This is a genomic window from Mycobacterium cajalii, assembly GCF_045809005.2.
Taxonomy (GTDB): domain Bacteria; phylum Actinomycetota; class Actinomycetes; order Mycobacteriales; family Mycobacteriaceae; genus Mycobacterium.
Genome location: NZ_CM141436.1, coordinates 6,100,876 through 6,118,099, shown reverse-complemented (window position 1 = coordinate 6,118,099; position 17,224 = coordinate 6,100,876). Strand labels below are relative to the sequence as shown.

Below are 17,224 nucleotides of genomic sequence, written 5' to 3'. Positions count from 1 at the left end.
GGACGGTGGCACCAGGGGATTGCGTGCCGAACTGGACGAGCTGCCGCCGCAGGAGTGGCCCGCCCGGATCCGGCGACTGGTCTACGAGCAGGCCGGCCTGGTGCTGCGCCGCGCGGTCGACCCCGACCGCCCGCTGCCCGAGTACGGGCTGGACTCGCTGGGCGCCCTCGAACTGCGCACCAGCCTCGAGGCCGAGACGGGAATCCGGCTGGCGCCCACGGACATCAGCACCACCGCGCGCGGTCTGGCGGACCACCTGTGCGACCAGCTGGGCGGGCGCTGAGAGACAGGAGGCAGCAGTGCGAATAGGGCCACTCGACGTGTCGGCGGTGGGTGACTGGGACCCGGCCCCCGGCTCGCTGGTTTCCTGGCACCCCTCGTCGGCCGCGCGCGCCAAGGCGCTCGACGCGCCGGTGAGTGCCGTGCCGCCCAGCTACATCCAGGCCCGGCACCTGCGCAGCTTCTGCGAGCAGGCCGCCCGGGGGCTGGATCACTCGAGGCTGCTGATCGCCTCGGTCGACGTCGCCGGTCGGTGCGACCTGCGCGCGATGTCGTACGTCATCAACTCCCACCTGCGCCGGCACGACACCTACCGCAGCTGGTTCGAATACGCCGACGCCGACCACATCGTGCGGCACACCATCGCGGATGCCGCCGACATCGAGTTCGTCCCCACCCGGCACGGCGTCAGGACGAGCCCGCAGCTGCGCGACCACATCGTGGCCACACCCGGTCCGCTGCACTGGGATTGCTTCAGCTTCGGGATCATTCAGCGTGCCGACGGATTCACGTTCTATGCCAGCATCGACCATCTGCACGCCGACGGGCAGTTCGTCGGGGTGGGGCTCATGGAGTTCCAGACGATGTACGACGCGCTCGTCGGCGGCGGCCCACCCGTCGGGCTGCCCCCGGCCGGCAGCTACGCGGATTTCTGCGTCCGGCAGCGCGCGTACACCTCGGCGTTGACGCCGGATTCGCCGGAGGTGGCCGCGTGGGTCGATTTCGCCGAGGCCAACGACGGGACTTTTCCGGCGTTCCCGCTGCCGCTGGGGGACCGGTCGGTGCCGTGCGGCGGCGACCTGCTCAGCGTGACCCTGATGGACGCGGAGCAGACCGCGCGGTTCGACGCCGCGTGCACCGCCGCCGGTGCCCGCTTCGTCGGGGGCATGTTCGCCTGCATCGCGCTGGCTTTGCACGAATTGACCGGCAGCGAAACCTATTTCGGGCTGACCCCCCGAGACACCCGCAGCACCGAGGCGGACTTCATGACGCAGGGCTGGTACACCGGGCTGATCCCCATCGCCGTTCCCGCCGCGGCGTCGTTCGGCGCCGCGGCCCGCGCCGCGCAGGCGTCCTTCGATGCGGGTGCCGACCTCGCGCGGGTGCCGTTCGAGCGCGTCGTGGAGCTGGCGCCGTCGCTGATCCGGCCCCAGCCGCTGTTCGCCCTGGTGAACTTCTTCGACGCCCAGGTGAGCCCGCTCTCGATGCTGACCAAGATGTTCGAGGGCCTCGATGTCGGCGCGCACAGCGACGGCCGTGTCACCTACCCGCTGAACACGATGGTGGGCCGGTTCGACGAGACCGCGGCGAGCGTGTTGTTCCCCGACAATCCGGTCGCCCGCGAATCCGTGTCCCGCTATCTGGCGGCGGTGAGAGCGGTGTGCGTCCGCGTCGCCGACGGCGAAGGGGCAGCGGCGCAAGGCGATTCGCTCGCGATGCGGCGGCAGCGGGCGTGCTGACGCCGGGAGTTCCGACACGATGAACGCGCGCAGCCGATCCGGTGCCGCGGGCGTGTTCCCGCGGCTGGGTCGCGTGATCGTGCGACGGCCGTGGCTGGTGATCGTCTGCTGGGCCGTGCTCGCGGGCGTCCTGTCGCTGACGATGCCGCCTCTGGAGGAGGTCTCCCTGACCCATCCGGTGGACATCCTGCCGTCCGACGCCCCGTCGGCCGTCGCGAACCAGCGCATGACCGCGGCGTTCGAGGAGGCCGGGCTACAGAGCCTGGCGGTGGTGGTGCTGGTCGACCCCAACGGGCTCGGCCCAGCCGACGAGGCCGTCTACCGCACCCTGGTCGGCACGCTGCGCCGGGACACCCGGGATGTGGTGATGCTGCAGGACTTCCTGGCCACGCCACCCCTGCGCGACGTCATGACCAGCAAGGACCACCGGGCCTGGATCCTGCCGGTGGGGCTTCCGGGCGAGTTGAGCTCGCGGCAGTCGAAACAGGCCTACGCGCGGGTCGCCGACATCGTCAAGCGCACCGTCGCGGGCACCACGCTGACGGCCGAGCTGACCGGGCCCGCGGCCACCGTCGGCGACCTCAACCTCACCGGGCAGCGGGACAGGACCCGGATCGAGCTCGCGATCCCGCTGCTGCTGTTCGTCATCCTGCTGGTCATCTACCGCAACCCGGTGACCATGGTGCTGCCGCTGCTGACGATCGGGCTGTCCGTGCTGGTCGCGCAACGCGTGGTGGCCGGCGTCGGGACGATGGGCCTGGGCATCGCCAACCAGACCGTCATCTTCATGAGCGGCATGATGGTCGGCGCGGGAACCGACTACGCGGTGTTCCTCATCAGCCGCTATCACGACTATCTGCGGCAGGGCGTGGACTCCGACGAGGCGGTGGTGCGGGCGCTGGCCTCGATCGGCAAGGTGATCGCCGCCTCCGCGGCCACCGTCGCGGTCACCTTCCTGGCGATGATCTTCACCCGGCTGGGGATCCTGCGAACCGTCGGCCCGGTGCTGGGCGTGTCGATCGCCGTGGTGTTCCTGGCCGCGGTGACCCTGCTGCCGGCCATGCTGGTACTCACCGGGCGCCGCGGCTGGATCACGCCGCGCCGGGACCTGACGCGCCGGCTGTGGCGCCGATCCGGGATCCACATCGTGCGGCGCCCGAGGGCGTATCTGCTGGCGAGCGCCCTGGTGCTGGTCGTGCTGGCCGGCTGCGCGGGCATGGCCCACTACAACTTCGACGAACGCAGGAGCCTGCCCCCGTCGGTTGGCAGCGCGCGGGGATACGCCGCTCTGGACCGGCACTTCCCGCCCAACCTGATCGTGCCCGAGTATCTCGTCATCGCGTCGCCGCACGACTTGCGCACGCCCCGAAGCCTTGCCGACCTGGAGGAGACGGCACGGCGGGTCAGCCAGGTGCCCGGTGTCGTGGCCGTCCGGGGCATCACGCGACCGATGGGCCGGCCGCTGGAGCAGGCCAGGACCTCCTGGCAGGCCGGCGAGGTCGGCGGCAAGTTGCAGGAGGGCGCCGAGCAGATCACCGGGCACACCGGAGATCTCGACAAGCTCACCGACGGGGCCAACCTGATGGCGGCCAAGCTGGGCGACGTGCGCGACCAGGTCGACCGCGCCGTCGCCACGGCGGGCGGTCTCCTCGACGCGCTGTCCTACCTGGGGGACCTCTTCGGCGGCAACCGGACACTCGGCGAACTCGACGGAGCGGCGAAACTGGTCGCCGGCATGCGCGCGCTCGGCGAAAGCATCGGCACCGACGCCGATTTCGTGGCCGGCAACTCGGACTGGGCGGCGCCGGTGCTGGGGGCGCTCGACGGCAGCCAGATGTGCGACGACGAGCCGGGCTGCGTCAAGGCGCGGGCACAGTTGCGGCGCATGGTCACCGCACGCGACGACGGAACCCTCGGCAAGCTGGCCGAGTTGGCGCGCCAGCTGCGCGCGACGCACACCCTGCAGACCGTCGCGGCCACGGTGTCCGGGCTGCGCCGGGCGCTGAGCACCGTCGTCGGCGCGCTGGGCGCGCTGGGGATGGGTGAGCCCGGCGGGGTGCGGGGCAAGGTCGCCTTCCTGCAGCAGGGGGCCGAGTCGCTGGCCGACGGGAGCCGCCAACTCGCCGACGGGGTGCAGTCGCTGGTCGACCAGGTCAAGAAGATGGGCCTGGGCCTGGGCGAGGCGTCGGACTTTCTGCTGGGCATGCGGGACGACGCGACCACGCCGGCGATGGCGGGGTTCTACATCCCCCGGCAGGTGCTGGCCTACGCCCTCGGGGCGGGGGAGCGGCCCGCCGCGCTGCCGCCCGGGGTGCGAGACCTGTTGGGCGGCTTGAACGTCGACGAGCTCAAAAAGCTCGCCTCGGCGTTCGTCGCGCCCGACGGGCACGCGGTGCGCTACCTGATCCAGACCAGCCTCGACCCGTTCAGCGGCCCCGCCATGGACCAGGTCCGCGCGATCGCCGCCGCCGCCCGGGGCGCCCTGCCGAACACCACGCTGGCCGACGCCACCGCCTCGGTGGTGGGCCTGCCCGCCGTGCTCAAAGACACCCACGACTACTCCGATCACGACGTCGGGCTGATCGTCGTCATGACCGTCTGCATCGTGCTGCTCGTCCTGGTCCTGCTGCTGCGAGCGGTCGTCGCGCCGCTGTACCTGATCGGTTCGGTCATCGTGTCCTACCTGGCGGCGCTGGGCGTGGGCGTCATCGTGTTCCAATTCCTGCTCGGCCAGCAGTTGCATTGGAGCGTGCCCGGATTGACCTTCGTCGTGCTCGTCGCCGTGGACGCCGACTACAACATGCTGCTCATCTCCCGGCTGCGGGAGGAGTCGGCTGCGGGCCTGCGTTCCGGGGTGATCCGCACCGTGGGCTCGACGGGCGGCGTGATCACCGCGGCGGGGCTGATCATGGCCGCCTCGATGTACGGCCTGGTGTTCGCCAGCCTCAGCAGCGTCGTGCAGGACGCCTTCGTCCTGGGCACCGGGCTGCTGCTGGACACCTTCCTGGTCCGCACCGTCACGGTGCCGGCCATCGCGGTGCTGGTGGGTGAGGCGAACTGGTGGCGGCCGTCGATCCGCCTGCCGCTACGGCGTGACCGCCCCCGCCGGCGCAAACCGCTGCTGCCCGAGGAGTTGCGCGTGCCGGCCGACGACGCCGAGGACCTGATCGGCTTCCGGATGGACCACGGCCTGCGGCTGTAGAGATCAGAAGAAGTTCAGGCCGACCTGGGACGTGCCCGTGTTGTTGTAGCCCACGTTGCCGGTGCCGGAGTTGACGAAGCCGGTGTTGCCCGAACCGGTGTTCTGGAAGCCGATCTGGCCGCCGCCGACGTTCCCGTAGCCGCTGTCCCCGCTGCCCATGTTGTACCAGCCGGAGGTGCCGTCGCCGGTGTTCCCCCAGCCGGAGGTCCCGGTGCCGGTGTTGCCGTAGCCGGAGCTCGCGTTCCCGCTGCTGGTCACCAACCCCAGCCCGGTGTTGGCGCTGCCCGAGTCCCAGACCCCGGTGTTGGTGCTGCCCGAGTCGTAGAAGCCGGTGTTGGTGCTGCCCGAGTTCCCGAAGCCGGTGTTCATGTTGCCCGAGTCGCCGGCGCCGATGTTCCCGGTGCCGGAGCTCTCGACGCCGATGTTGTGGTTGCCGCCGTTGAACGGGCCGACGTTGTAGTTGCCGCCGTTGTCCAGGCCCACGTTGTGGTTGCCACCGTTCCACAGGCCGACGTCCTGGATGCCCGAGTTGGCCGAGCCGACATCGGCGAGCCCGGAGTTGGAGTAGCCCTGGTCGTAGCTGCCGGAGTTGCCGAAGCCCGTGTCGAAGCTGCCCCCGTTGCCGAAGCCGAGGCTCCCGGTGCCCGAGTTCCAGAAGCCGTGGTCGGTGTTCCCGGAGTTCAGGAAGCCGACGTCGTTGTTGCCGGAGTTGAAGAAGCCGACGTCGTTGTTGCCGGAGTTGAACAGGCCGATGTCCCCGGTGCCGGAGTTGAACGGATCGCCGAGGTGGACCGTGCCGGTGCTGGTGTTGAAGTACAGGCTGCCCATGCCGACCTCGTTGTTGCCGGTGAGGCCGAGGCCGAAGTCGTGGCTGCCCGTGATGCCCAGGCCGACGTCGTTGTTCCCGACGATCGCGGAGCCGAAGTTGTCGTCGCCGTTGTTCCCGTAGCCGATGTTGGTGTTGCCCTGATTGCCCATGCCCACGTTGAGGGTGCCGATGTTGCCGAACCCGACGTTGGTGTTGCCGATGTTGCCCTCGCCCATGTTGGAGTTGCCGAGGTTGGCGTTGCCGAAGTTCCCGGAGCCGAGGTTCCCGTTACCCACGTTGAGGCTGCCGACGTCTCCGCCGCCGATGTTGTAGCTGCCGACGTTGCCCTTGCCGTAGTTGAGGGTGCCGATGTTGCCGCTGCCGAGGTTGGTGTTCCCGATGTTGCCGCTGCCCATGTTGTAGTTGCCGGTGTTGCCGTTGCCGAGGTTGAGGTTGCCGGTGTTTCCGCCGCCCCCGTTCCCGCTGCCGGTGTTGCCGCCGCCCAGGTTCGCGATGCCGGCGTTCCCGTAGCCGATGTTGCTGGCCAGGCTCTGCAACTCCTGGATGATCGGCGTCAGCGGGGAGGCGGCCGCCGAGGCCCCGGCGTGATAGCCGAACATGGCGCTCACATCCTGGGCCCACATCTGCTCGTATTCGGCCTCGGTGGCCGCGATCGCCGGGGCGTTCTGCCCGAACAGGTTCGACGACACCAGCGAGACCAACTGCTCCCTGTTCACGCCCACCAGCACCGGATGCACCGTGGCCGTCTGCGCGGCCTCGAAGGCCGCCGCCGTGGCCCGCATCTGTTGCGCCGCGTGCGCGACGTGCACCCCGGCGGTGTTCAACCAGCCGGCCAGCGGTGCGGCCGCGGCGGTCATCGCCGCCGCCGCCGGGCCCTGCCACGCCTGGCCGGTCAGCGACGAGATCACCGAGCCGAAAGACGATGCGGCCGAACCGAGTTCGGCGCTCAGCCCATCCCAGGCCGCCGCCGCGGCCAGCATCGGGCCCGGCCCCGCGCCCGTGAACATCCGCAACGAGTTGACCTCGGGTGGCAACACCGAATAGTTCATCACGCCGATCCTTCCCCCACCGGGCCCCGCTCACCCGGTCCCAAATGTTGGCTGCCCGGCCATCCCCGGCGACCGCGAACAGAGCCTACGGAAGGCGGGAAGCCTTTGTCGTCAGAATGCGCATTTTCACCAAACTCGGTCAAGCCCTTGGCATTTACCGGATCGCCGCACCGCCCGAGATCACTTACGCCCGGGTAGCAGGGCCCTGATCTTGCCCAACACGCCCCGGGCGCCCTTGAGCGCGTGGGCGCCCCTCAGGGCATTCGTCACGGCGGTGGCGGCGCCGATGCCGGTGGTGGTGCCCGAGACCGGGATGCTGACCGAGGGCGCTACGGCGGGGGCGTGGCCGAGCGCGTCCAGCAGCCGGCCCGGGTTCACCGAGGGCGCCGGCCCCGGGGCGTAGGCCCGGTCGATCATGGGGCGCAGCACCGCGTCGAGTGTTCCGGCCGCTTCGGGGGGCAGGCCGGCCATGTCCACGAGCGCCCGCACCAGGGGAAGCTGCCCGCCGCGGATGAAGTAGGTCGTCGTGGTGGCGCCCCGGCTGTTGGTCGTGGTGGTGATGTCCCACGGCGCCACCCGGGCGGGGTCGGAGAACGCGGTGGCGCTGTGGCCGTAGTAGCCGCCCGCGGTGATCGCGTTGAGATCGGCGAGCAGGTTGCCCACGTGGTGGGGCGGGTCGGAGAAGATGTCGTACTGGCCGACGACGTTGACCGTGTCGTACTGGCTTTCCACCGGGGCCGGAACGGTGTAGTCGATGACGGGGACGTGGGTTCCCGGCCTGAACGCCCGGGACAGCAGGTTGTCGGGGTCGCCGGCCTTGATGAACCTCAGCTGATCCGGCGGCGGTGCCGTCAGGTCGTCGGCGAGCCGGGCCTGTTCGCGGTCGAGGGCCAGGGCGCCCTGCGAGAGCCCGGCCACCGAGATGGGGCCCCCGGTGCCACGGATGGCCGCGTCGAGGTTGGCGGCCCCGGTGGCCACGGAACTGCCGACGGTCGGCGACTGCAGGCCGGTCACCGGCCAGAAGCTACCCGGATAGGGGATGACGCGCCGCGTGGCGTCGGGGCCGTAGTACTTGGCGCCGATCTCGGGCTGGGTCGCGGGATCGAAGTGGTACAGCGACCGCAGCGGCTGGTACGGGGACGGCGCGGTGCCGGGCACGATCAAGGCGGTGTCGGCGGATGCGACACCGTCCCCGAGCGGTGCCGCCCACGCCGTCAGTCCCACCGCCACCGCCCCGGCCAGCAGTCTGTTCACGGGCGCCCCCCATGCGAATTCATCGATCTCAGAGCCTGCTCAATCCCAGTGTGAGCATGAGGCAACCGCCCGCCCCCACCATGAAACCGGTACCCCGCTGCGTGCGGGTCCGCAGCCAGTCCCGCAGCGCCGCCGTGGCGGCGCGCGTCGCCTGTGGCGCCACCACGTAACTCACCAGCGGGATCTCGGCCATCGCGAACGCCGCGGCGTTGAACGTGAGCAGGGCCCCGGCCTGCGCCGCCGGCGCGACACCGGCGGCGAGGATTGCCGCCATCGCCCCCAGGTAGTTGGCGGACGGCAACGCGGCCCCCAGCCCGGCGACCGCGGCGACACAGAGCGAATCGCCCTGCAGCAGCCGTCGCGCATTCGCGGACAGGCGCCCGGAGCGGCCCGGCGGCGCGTCGGCCGGGACCCGGCGCCCGACCCTGGCCGAGACGCCGGTGGTCAGCACCACGGCGACGAGCAGTGCGGTCAACCCGGTCGAGATCTGCACCCCGGCGACGGTGAGGTGCCCGGCCAGCGGGGTGGCGCCGAGGAGGAAGAGCAGGACCAGGCCCACGCCGACGCCCATTGTCAAACCGCCGCAAAGGAATACGAGCAGTTGCAGCATCGGGCGCCGCCGGTGCAGCATGAGGACCACCAAGCCGATGCGTATCGGTTCGAGGACCACCGAGAGCCCCAGCAAGAGCACGGTGGACCACATGGTGCAGAACCGTACTGCAAAGGTCCGGCTCCCGGGCGGAAAACTCGCGGTGGGACGGCCGGGGTCCCCCGGGTAAGGTCACAACCTCGGGCGCCCGGGGGCGGCGGCGGAAGGGGGGCGAAGTGTTCGGCATAACGACACTCCAGGACTGGACGCCCGGGCCGGGCCCGGTCGTGTGCTGGCACGCGTCACCGGCGGCGAGGGACAGCGCCCGGCAGGCCCCGGTGAGCGCGGTGCCCCCGAGCTTCCAGCAGGCCCAGCATCTGCGCCGCTACCGCGACCACGTGGCCCGGGGCCTCGACATGTCGCGCCTGATGATCTTCACCTGGGACGTGGCCGGCCGGTGCGACGTGCGGGCGATGAATTTCGCGGTCAACGCCCACCTGCGCCGCCACGATACCTACCACAGCTGGTTCGAATGCCAGGATTCCGGACGCATCGTGCGGCACACCATCGCCGATCCCGCCGACATCGAATTCGTCCCGGTCGAGCATCCGGAGATGACGCCGGCGGATCTGCGGCACCACATCAGTGCGCCGGACCCGTTGCAGTGGGACTGCTTCGTGTTCGGAATCGTGCAGGGCGCCAACCACTTCACCTTCTATACGAGCATCGGCCACCTGTGCGTCGACCCGATGATCATCGGCGTCCTGTTCACCGAGATCCATGCGATGTACGGCGCGTTGGTGGGCGGCGACCCGCCCGTCACGCTGCCCGAGGCCGGCCGGTACACCGACTACTGTCTGCGCCAGCACCGGGACGCGTCCGCGCTGACCGCGGAGTCCCCCCGGGTCCGCGGGTGGCTGCGGTTCGCCGCCGACAACGGCGGGACCCTCCCGCACTACCCGTTGCCGCTGGGGGACCTGTCGGTGCCCTACGCGGGCAAGCTGGTCACGGAAACGCTGATGGACGAACGGCAGTCGGAGCGGTTCGAGGCGGCCTGCGTCGCGGCGGGCGCCCGCTTCAGCGGCGGGGTTTTCGCCTGCGCCGCGCTGACGCAGCGCGAGCTCACCGGCGCCCAGCCGTTCTCTGTGGTGACCACGACCGACACTCGCAGGACCGCAGTGGAATTGGTGACGACGGGCTGGTTCACCGGGCTGGTACCGGTCACCGTCCCCGCGGACGCGGCGCTGTTCGCCGACGCCGCCCGTGCGGCACAGGCCTGCTTCGACGCGGGCCTGGAGTTGGCGACCGTGCCGTTCGACCGCGTGGTGGAGCTGGCGCCGCCCGCGATGGGCCTGAGCAGGCCCCGGCCCGGCAATTTCGTGATGTCGTTCCTGGATGCCAGCATCGCCCCGCTGTCGTCCGTCGCCAATTCGGACCTGAACTTCCGGATCTACGACGAGGGCCGGGTCTCCCATCAGGTCTCGATGTGGGTCAACCGCTTTCAGCAGGAGACGACGGTGACGGTGTTGTTCCCGGGCAATCCGGTCGCCGCCGAATCCGTCGACCGCTACCTCGCGGCGATAAAATCGGTGTACGCGCGCGTCGTCGACGGCGGGCACGGCCGGAGCCTGGCGGGTTCGCGCCCGGCCGCTAACCGCGCCGGCTGATCAACTCGTCGAGCAGCGCGAGGAACTCGGCCGGGCGCTCCGGCGTGCACGCCGGGCTGGGCCAGGTCCCGGGCACGTCGAGCGTGACCAGCAGCGACTTGAACGGGCGGCGGATGTCCAGGGGTAGCCAGCGGCGGAAGTCGGAGCTGCCCCAGATGCGGAACCGCTGGGCGAACAGGCCCAGGCGTTCGGTCTTGTACCCGCGGACGCTGTCCAGTGCGATGACCTTGGACGTGCCGGACGGAAAGTGGTAGCGGCGCAGGGTGATCGCCGCCCGGTCCAGCTGGACCAGGCCGTCGTCGTAGGACTGGCCGTGGGGCCGGGTCACGCCCGGGAGCTCCGCAGCTGATGTCCCCGGGCGGTCAGGCAGTGGCCGTCCTCCAACCGCCATTGCCATCCGTGCAGGTTGCAGGTCAACGTGTTACCTTCCACCACACCGAATTTGGAGAGGTCGGCCTTGAGGTGTGGGCAACGGCGCTGCACCTGCCAGCCCTCCATCGTGACCGACGCGGAGTCGTCGTGCGTCTCGGCGAACCATCCGTCGGCGTAGGCGATCCGTTCGTCGGTCAGGCACTTGAAGAACGTGTACAGGTATTCGTTGTAGCCACCGATCCGCCAGGCCGTGAAGCGGGTCGACAAGAAGATGGTGTTGACCCAGTCCGGCTCCCGGTCGCGCAGCACGGTGCGCACCAATTCGGGCGCCAGCGTGAAGCCGTAGCGCACCCGTTCGTGGGGGATCCTTTCGCGCACAGTTCGTTTGGGGAAGTCCAGGATCACCGTCTCGGAGCCTATCGCCAACTCGACGGGATAGCCGATGCCGTCGCAGATCTCGTCGCTGGCCAGCATGATCGGCTCGAACAGTGCCCGCAGCGGCTCCAGCAGGGGCTCGCCGACGGCGGGCGCCCAGCCCGCCCGCTCCGCGGCGATGACGGGCGCCATCCGTTCGGCGTAGTCGGCGATGTAGTCCGCCTTGCCGGTGGTGAAGATCGCCTCGAGTTGGTCGTCGGGCAGCGGATGGCGCAGCGATTCGAGCGTCGCGCCGGAGAAGTCGGCGGTCGAACCGGGGATCATCAGCAGGCCGCGGTCGTGCCCGTTGATGCGCATCTGCTCCAGGAACACCATCTGGTCGGGGAAGATGTTGGCCGGGTCGCGGCCGTCGTCGTTGAGGTGGCGCAACTCGGGGTCGAGGAAGCAGGGCGGCCCCGCCGACGGCACCACCCACGTCGCACCGACCTGGGCGATGTACTGGCGCGCCCGGTCCATCCCCCGCTGCCGCTTCTGGACGGCGAACGACTCCTTGGCCCGCGCCGGCATGTCGTAGACCATCGGGTACCAGATCGCCCCGGAGTACTGCAGCATGTGCACGTCGACGTGGCCGAATTCGCTTGCCAGCACGTCCAAGTCGATCGGACGCGCGTCGTTCATGTTGAAAACCGTTGTGGTGCCGTCGGAAACCACCAGCGCCGAGTCGCCGATCGGGCCGTCGGCGGGAGCCCGCAGGGCGATGACCATGACGTCGAGGTCGCCCTTGGGGCCGCCGACCCGGTGCTTGACGGAGTCGGCGGTCTCGAAGAACCGGTGAAAGCCCAGCTTCTCCAACTCGTTGCGCAGGTCGGGGACCGGGAAGTCCGGCAACAGCACCACCGCGTCCTTGTTGACGTGCTCCCGCAGGTTCCGGGCGTCGAAGTGGTCCTTGTGCAGGTGCGAGACGTACAGGTAGTCGCAGTCGCCGAGCGCGTCCCAGTCCAGCGTGCTGTTGTCCGGGAACGGGAACCACGAGGCGAAGTAGGCGGGGTTGACCCACGGGTCGCACAGGATGCTGCCCGCTTGGGTCCGGATCAGAAACCCGGCGTGGCCGACGCTGGTGACCTGCACAAATCCCCTTCGGCGGTGGTTGAGGGTACGGCTCGTCAGCCCCCGAGCTTAGCGCGCGGCGGCATCTTCGGCCCGCCACAATCGCGGGGCTCTTCCTGGCGCTTCGGGCGGCACACAGCCGGGCGCACTAGGCTGGAACGCTGTGGAACCGGCATACGGGACTGTCATCCAGCTTGCCCGCCTGGTGTGGCGGCTCCAGGGACTGACCATCACCGTCACGGGTATCGAGAACCTGCCCGCCAGCGGCGGCGCCGTCGTGGCGATCAACCACACCAGCTACCTCGACTTCACGTTCGCGGGCCTGCCCGCCTACCGGCAGGGGCTGGGCCGCAAAGTGCGTTTCATGGCCAAGCAAGAGGTCTTCGACCACTCGATCACCGGGCCGATCATGCGCAGCCTGCGGCACATCCCGGTGGATCGGCAGCAGGGCGCCGCCTCCTACGAGGCCGCCGTGCGGAACCTCAAGGACGGCGAGCTGGTCGGCGTCTATCCCGAGGCCACCATCAGCCGCAGCTTCGAGATCAAGGAGTTCAAGACGGGGGCCGCGCGGATGGCGGTCGAGGCCGGGGTGCCGATCGTCCCCCACATCGTCTGGGGTGCGCAGCGGATCTGGACCAAGGGCCATCCCAAGAAGCTGTGGCGCCCCAAGGTGCCGATCACGGTGCTCGTCGGCGAACCGATCGAGCCGACGCTGGGCTTGGCGGAGCTGAACGGCCTGTTGCACTCGCGCATGCAGCACCTGCTGGAGCGGGCGCAGGAGGAGTACGGACCCCACCCGGCCGGTGAGTTCTGGGTGCCGCGCCGGCTGGGTGGCAGCGCCCCGTCGCTGGCCGAGGCGGCCCGGATGGACGCCGAGGAGGCGGCGGCGAGGGCGCCGCGCCGCGCCGGGGACGCGGCTGGTCCGGACTGATGGCGGAGCCGACGTTCCGCAGCCTGGAGATCCTGGCCCAGCTGATGGTCCTGGCCACCGGCACCCGCATCACCTACAGCGGCGAGGAGAACATCCCGGATCGGGGCGGGGCCGTGGTGTCCGTCAACCACACCAGCTACGTCGACTTCCTGCCCGCCGCGCTGGCCGTGCACCGGCGCGGCCGCCGGCTGAGGTTCATGATCAAAGCCGAGATGCAGGACGTGAAGGTGGTGAACTTCCTGATCAAGCGCACCCGGACCATCCCGGTGGACCGGCACGCGGGGGCGGGCGCCTACGCGGTCGCCGTGCAGCGGCTCCGCGAGGGCGAGCTGGTCGGGGTGTATCCGGAGGCCACCATCAGCCGTAGCTTCGAGCTCAAGGAGTTCAAGACCGGCGCGGCCCGCATGGCCGGGGAGGCCAAGGTGCCGATCGTGCCGGTCATCGTCTGGGGGGCGCAGCGGATCTGGACCAAGGACCGGCCGCGCCAGCTGGGCCGCAACCACGTGCCCGTCGACGTGCGGGTCGGTGCACCGCTGCGGGCGGACGCCGACGTCGCCGAGACGGGTGCGGCGCTGCGCGCGGCGATGACTAAGCTGCTGCATCAGGCCCAGGAGCGCTACCCGCACGAGCCCGGGGCGCACTGGGTGCCGCACCGGCTGGGCGGCGGCGCGCCGACCCCGGCCGAGGCGGCCCGGATCGAGGCCGCCGAGGCGGCCGCCCGGGCCGAGGGTCGTTCGCCCGGTCAGAGGCGATAACAGGGGGAGAAACAGATGGCCGAACCGTTTTTTCGTTTCGCGGAGACGATCGTCCCGCCCGTCGTGGCGATGAACGGGACGAAGATCACCTATCAGGGGCTGGAGCACATCCCGGCGCGGGGCGGGGCGCTGGTCGCCCTCAACCACACCAGCTACCTGGACTGGCTGCCCGCGTCGCTGGCCGCCCACCGTCGCAGGCGGCGCCTGCGCTTCCTGATCAAGGCCGAGATGGCCGACGTGAAGGCGGTCGACTACGTCATCCGGCACGCCCGGCTCATTCCGGTGGACCGCCGCGACGGGCACGACGCCTACGCGGCGGCCGTCCGGTGCCTGCGCGAGGGCGAACTGGTCGGCGTGCACCCCGAGGCCACCATCAGCCGCAGCTACGAGCTGCGGGCCTTCAAGACCGGCGCGGCCCGGATGGCGCTGGAGGCCCGGGTGCCGATCGTCCCGCTGATCGTCTGGGGGGCCCACCGGATCTGGCCCAAGGATCATCGCAAGAAGTTGATCCGCAACAGGGTCCCGGTCACCGTGGCGGCCGGCGCGCCGCTGCCGCCGCACGGGGACGCCGAGCAGCTCAACGCGGCGTTGCGGCAGGCGATGAACGCGCTGCTGTACCGGGTTCAGGAGGAGTACCCGCACCCGGCGGGCGAATTCTGGGTGCCGCGCCGGCTGGGCGGGGGCGCGCCCACCCAGGACGACTCCCGGGCCATGCGGGCGGCCGAGCTGCTGGCTCGGGCGCAGAGGTACGGGCACGACGGCGTGACGCCACCGGGGCGCGCGCAAGACGGCATCCACTGACGGCGGGCGGATCGTCCCGGTGACCCAACAATGACACTGCCGGCGCTCATCGCCTGTGACGTCGACGGCACCCTGTTCGACGACGACGAGACCATCAGGCCCCGCACCCGCGACGCGGTGCGGGCCGCGGTCGCCGGCGGCGCGCAGTTCGTGCTGGCGACCGGCCGCCCGCCGCGCTGGATACGCCCGGTCGTCGACGAGCTGGGATTCGCGCCGATGGCGGTGTGCGCCAACGGTTCCGTCATCTACGACCCGGGCAGCGACCGGGTGGTGTCGGCGCGCACGCTCGGCGTCGACACCCTCGCCGAGCTGGCCGAGCTCGCCACCCGGGTGCTCCCCGGCGCCGGGCTGGCCGTCGAGCGGATCGGGGAACGCGCCCACGACACGGCCACCCCGCAGTTCATCAGCTCGCCGGGGTACGAGCACGCGTGGCTGAATCCGGACAACACCGAGGTGTCGATCGAGGACCTGCTCAGCGCCCCGGCGATCAAGTTGCTGATCCGCCGCGCCGGTGCCCGCAGCGCCGACATGGCCGCCGCCCTGGCCAGGCACGTCGGCATCGAGGGCGACATCACCTACTCCACCGACAACGGCCTGGTGGAGATCATGCCGCTGGGAATCAGCAAGGCCACCGGCGTCGAGGAGCTCGCCAGGGCGTCGGAGATCGTCAGCGGCGAGGTGCTGGCGTTCGGCGACATGCCCAACGACCTGCCCCTGTTGCGGTGGGCCGGTCATGGCGTGGCGATGGGCAACGCCCATCCCGAGGTGCTTGCCGCCGCCGACGAGATCACCGCACCCAACAGCGACGACGGCGTGGGTCGGGTGCTGGAACGCTGGTGGCTCTGACGGCTAGACGGGCGGGTGGGCCGGCAGCGAGAAGTGTTCGGGCGGCACCTCCGGCCCGCTCGGGGACTGGGTCGAGGACGGGCTCGACAGCGGCGTGGTGATGCCGTCGACGACCTCGGAGACGTTTCCGGTGAGCCGCTCGAAGTTCAGGGTTCCGTGCGCGAAGTTCTGCGTGATCCGCAGGGGCTCCTGGATTTCGGCGCTCGTCGGCAGCCCCAGCGGCCCCCGCTCGTAGCTCAGCGAGGCCCAGGCGTCGTAGATCGCGCCGGTGACGGGCTGGGGGCCGGTCACCGGTGACCAGTACATCGCGCCCCGGGCGAACGTGGCGAAGCGGGCGCCGCCCTCGCCGTCGGCCTCCGGCGACGTCGGCGGCCCCAGCACGCTCTTCATCCCGCCGATCTCGAGCCAGTGCTCATAGATCGCGCCGCCCTCCAGCGCCTTGATCAGCTCCTCCGGCGGGTCGTAGAAATGCGATGCGATGTCGCGGATCTCGTCCATCAGCGCGTAGGCGGCGTTGCCCGGGCAGTCGGTGTTGCCGACGTCGCGATGGGTGAAGATGGTGGGCAGGTCGGCGACCGCACCCGCCGGGAACGTGGTGTAGTGACTGCCCGCCGACTCGAGCGCGACCGTGCTCTTGGGGTCCACGCCGTCCATGCCCAGGCGCCAGCCCAGCAGCCGGCCGACGGTGCGGAGCTGGATCGGCGTCGGGGGCACGTCGTCGAAGTTGCCGATCATCGCCACACCCCAGGTGTTGCGGTTGAACCCACCGGTGTGGAAGGCCTCGACCGGCTTGGTCAGGCCCCCGGCGCTGCCCTCGAACACCTGGCCGTATTTGTCGACCAGCGCGTTGTAGGCGATGTCGCACCAGCCCAGCGTCTTGGCGTGGTAGGTGTAGATGGCTTTGACGATGCCGGCCGACTCGAGCGGGGAGTAGTCGTTGCTGCCGGCCGTGTGGTGCAGGACCGCGGCCCGAACCCCGTTGTCGTACTGGGGGGCGCCGCAGCGCAGGGACTCGTCGGCGCCCCACTCGGCCCGGCTGATGATCGGCGGCGCCTGGCCCGGCATCAGGACCCCCGACGGCGGCGCCCACTGGTTCTCCGCCGGCGCCTGCGGCGGGGAGATCAGGACCGCGGAGATGTTCTGCCCGAAGCTGTGCTCCGTGGACGCCGGTTTGTAGCCCAGGCCGCGGTCCGGGGGCACGCTCGGTGCCGCCGGCGCCCGGGTCACCGCCGCGTCGATCGGGCGGGTGACCGCGATCTGCACCGTCGTGGTGGTGCCGACGAACACGGGATCGGTGCTGCGGGGACCCTCGGTGGCACCGTCGCCGTCCGCCGGCGGGTGGTCGGGAGCCGAGGTCTGGTAGTCGGCCTGGTACCACGGGCCCCACGATCCGTCGGGCCGCTTGGCGCGCACGCGCGTCGAGCTGCCCGCCAGGTCGCCGGTCAGCGCGACCAGCGAGAACGGGGTGTCCTGCGTGAGTTCGCGCACCGTGACCCCGCCGCCGAGGCCGATCAGCGGCTGCTCGGCGAGCCGGGTCTCGCGGGCCGGCGGCGGGGCCGCGGCGTGCTGCGCGCGGACCACGTCGGCCACCGACGCGACGATGACGACGGTCGCCGCGAAAGCGCTGAGCAACATCGTGGGCGCGCGGCGGGACGACACGGGGCCGATGTTACGTGTGTTCCTATTGTTATTAATGTGACGACACGGT

The 17,224-nt window shown here is 70.7% G+C and carries 14 protein-coding genes; 8 read left to right on the top strand and 6 right to left on the bottom strand.

Translation table 11 applies throughout. From position 1 onward, the window contains the following. Positions 1 to 100: 100 nt before the first annotated feature. The 3 genes from ACJ512_RS29315 to ACJ512_RS29305 are packed head-to-tail and all read left to right on the top strand — an operon-like array spanning position 101 to position 4,941. On the top strand, positions 101 to 283 hold the full coding sequence (locus ACJ512_RS29315; protein WP_461480166.1) for an acyl carrier protein: 183 nt from the start codon (positions 101 to 103) through the stop codon (positions 281 to 283). A 16-nt stretch (positions 284 to 299) separates the two neighbouring features. Next, positions 300 to 1,739, top strand: coding sequence for a condensation domain-containing protein (locus ACJ512_RS29310; protein WP_407687847.1), 1,440 nt, complete (start codon positions 300 to 302; stop codon positions 1,737 to 1,739). Between the two features lie 19 nt (positions 1,740 to 1,758). Then, complete coding sequence (locus tag ACJ512_RS29305; RefSeq protein WP_407687848.1) at positions 1,759 to 4,941, top strand: MMPL/RND family transporter; 3,183 nt, start codon at positions 1,759 to 1,761, stop codon at positions 4,939 to 4,941. A gap of 3 nt (positions 4,942 to 4,944) precedes the next feature. Here ACJ512_RS29305 and ACJ512_RS29300 read toward each other — a convergent pair whose 3' ends face one another. From ACJ512_RS29300 to ACJ512_RS29290, 3 genes are all read right to left on the bottom strand, one after another. Next, positions 4,945 to 6,819, bottom strand: a complete 1,875-nt coding sequence (locus tag ACJ512_RS29300; RefSeq protein ID WP_407687849.1) for a PPE family protein — start codon at positions 6,817 to 6,819, stop codon at positions 4,945 to 4,947. Between the two features lie 180 nt (positions 6,820 to 6,999). After that, a complete protein-coding gene (locus tag ACJ512_RS29295; protein WP_407687860.1) occupies positions 7,000 to 8,100 on the bottom strand; it encodes a PE-PPE domain-containing protein in 1,101 nt (366 codons plus the stop codon). Between the two features lies 1 nt (position 8,101). Continuing rightward, positions 8,102 to 8,776, bottom strand: a complete 675-nt coding sequence (locus ACJ512_RS29290) for a GAP family protein (RefSeq protein ID WP_407687850.1) — start codon at positions 8,774 to 8,776, stop codon at positions 8,102 to 8,104. 122 nt (positions 8,777 to 8,898) lie between these two features. Between ACJ512_RS29290 and ACJ512_RS29285 the strand changes: the two genes are divergently transcribed. Further along, on the top strand, positions 8,899 to 10,329 hold the full coding sequence (locus ACJ512_RS29285; protein WP_407687851.1) for a condensation domain-containing protein: 1,431 nt from the start codon (positions 8,899 to 8,901) through the stop codon (positions 10,327 to 10,329). On the opposite strand, the gene ACJ512_RS29280 is transcribed toward ACJ512_RS29285, so the two are convergent. Beyond that, positions 10,313 to 10,657, bottom strand: a complete 345-nt coding sequence (locus ACJ512_RS29280; RefSeq protein ID WP_407687852.1) for a hypothetical protein — start codon at positions 10,655 to 10,657, stop codon at positions 10,313 to 10,315. The genes ACJ512_RS29285 and ACJ512_RS29280 overlap by 17 nt on opposite strands. Beyond that, on the bottom strand, positions 10,654 to 12,204 hold the full coding sequence (locus ACJ512_RS29275; RefSeq protein ID WP_407687853.1) for a Rieske 2Fe-2S domain-containing protein: 1,551 nt from the start codon (positions 12,202 to 12,204) through the stop codon (positions 10,654 to 10,656). The genes ACJ512_RS29280 and ACJ512_RS29275 overlap by 4 nt, the downstream gene beginning before the upstream one ends. Positions 12,205 to 12,346: 142 nt before the next feature. On the opposite strand from ACJ512_RS29275, the gene ACJ512_RS29270 reads away from it, so the two are divergent. Genes ACJ512_RS29270 through ACJ512_RS29255 form a run of 4 tightly spaced genes read left to right on the top strand, consistent with a single transcriptional unit; the run spans position 12,347 to position 15,516 of the window. Further along, the gene (locus tag ACJ512_RS29270; RefSeq protein WP_407687854.1) at positions 12,347 to 13,114 is read left to right on the top strand and encodes a lysophospholipid acyltransferase family protein; all 768 of its coding nucleotides are present in this window, start codon (positions 12,347 to 12,349) and stop codon (positions 13,112 to 13,114) included. Further along, positions 13,114 to 13,869: a lysophospholipid acyltransferase family protein gene (locus tag ACJ512_RS29265; protein ID WP_407687855.1), complete on the top strand. Its 756-nt coding sequence runs from the start codon at positions 13,114 to 13,116 to the stop codon at positions 13,867 to 13,869. Before ACJ512_RS29270 ends, ACJ512_RS29265 begins: the two co-directional genes overlap by 1 nt. 15 nt (positions 13,870 to 13,884) lie before the next feature. Further along, positions 13,885 to 14,670: a lysophospholipid acyltransferase family protein gene (locus ACJ512_RS29260; RefSeq protein WP_407687856.1), complete on the top strand. Its 786-nt coding sequence runs from the start codon at positions 13,885 to 13,887 to the stop codon at positions 14,668 to 14,670. Between the two features lie 30 nt (positions 14,671 to 14,700). Then, positions 14,701 to 15,516: an HAD family hydrolase gene (locus ACJ512_RS29255; RefSeq protein WP_407687857.1), complete on the top strand. Its 816-nt coding sequence runs from the start codon at positions 14,701 to 14,703 to the stop codon at positions 15,514 to 15,516. A 3-nt stretch (positions 15,517 to 15,519) separates the two neighbouring features. Here the strand turns inward: ACJ512_RS29255 and ACJ512_RS29250 are convergent, their stop codons facing one another. Continuing rightward, complete coding sequence (locus tag ACJ512_RS29250) at positions 15,520 to 17,175, bottom strand: N-acetylmuramoyl-L-alanine amidase (protein WP_407687858.1); 1,656 nt, start codon at positions 17,173 to 17,175, stop codon at positions 15,520 to 15,522. Positions 17,176 to 17,224: the final 49 nt, after the last annotated feature.

What these genes read in the sequence shown, in the direction of transcription:
- ACJ512_RS29305 (WP_407687848.1), top strand. Translation starts at nt 1,759, where the DNA reads ATGAACGCGCGCAGCCGATCCGGTGCCGCGGGCGTGTTCCCGCGGCTG.
- ACJ512_RS29300 (WP_407687849.1), bottom strand. Translation starts at nt 6,819, where the DNA reads ATGAACTATTCGGTGTTGCCACCCGAGGTCAACTCGTTGCGGATGTTC.
- ACJ512_RS29290 (WP_407687850.1), bottom strand. Translation starts at nt 8,776, where the DNA reads ATGTGGTCCACCGTGCTCTTGCTGGGGCTCTCGGTGGTCCTCGAACCG.
- ACJ512_RS29265 (WP_407687855.1), top strand. Translation starts at nt 13,114, where the DNA reads ATGGCGGAGCCGACGTTCCGCAGCCTGGAGATCCTGGCCCAGCTGATG.
- ACJ512_RS29260 (WP_407687856.1), top strand. Translation starts at nt 13,885, where the DNA reads ATGGCCGAACCGTTTTTTCGTTTCGCGGAGACGATCGTCCCGCCCGTC.
- ACJ512_RS29255 (WP_407687857.1), top strand. Translation starts at nt 14,701, where the DNA reads ATGACACTGCCGGCGCTCATCGCCTGTGACGTCGACGGCACCCTGTTC.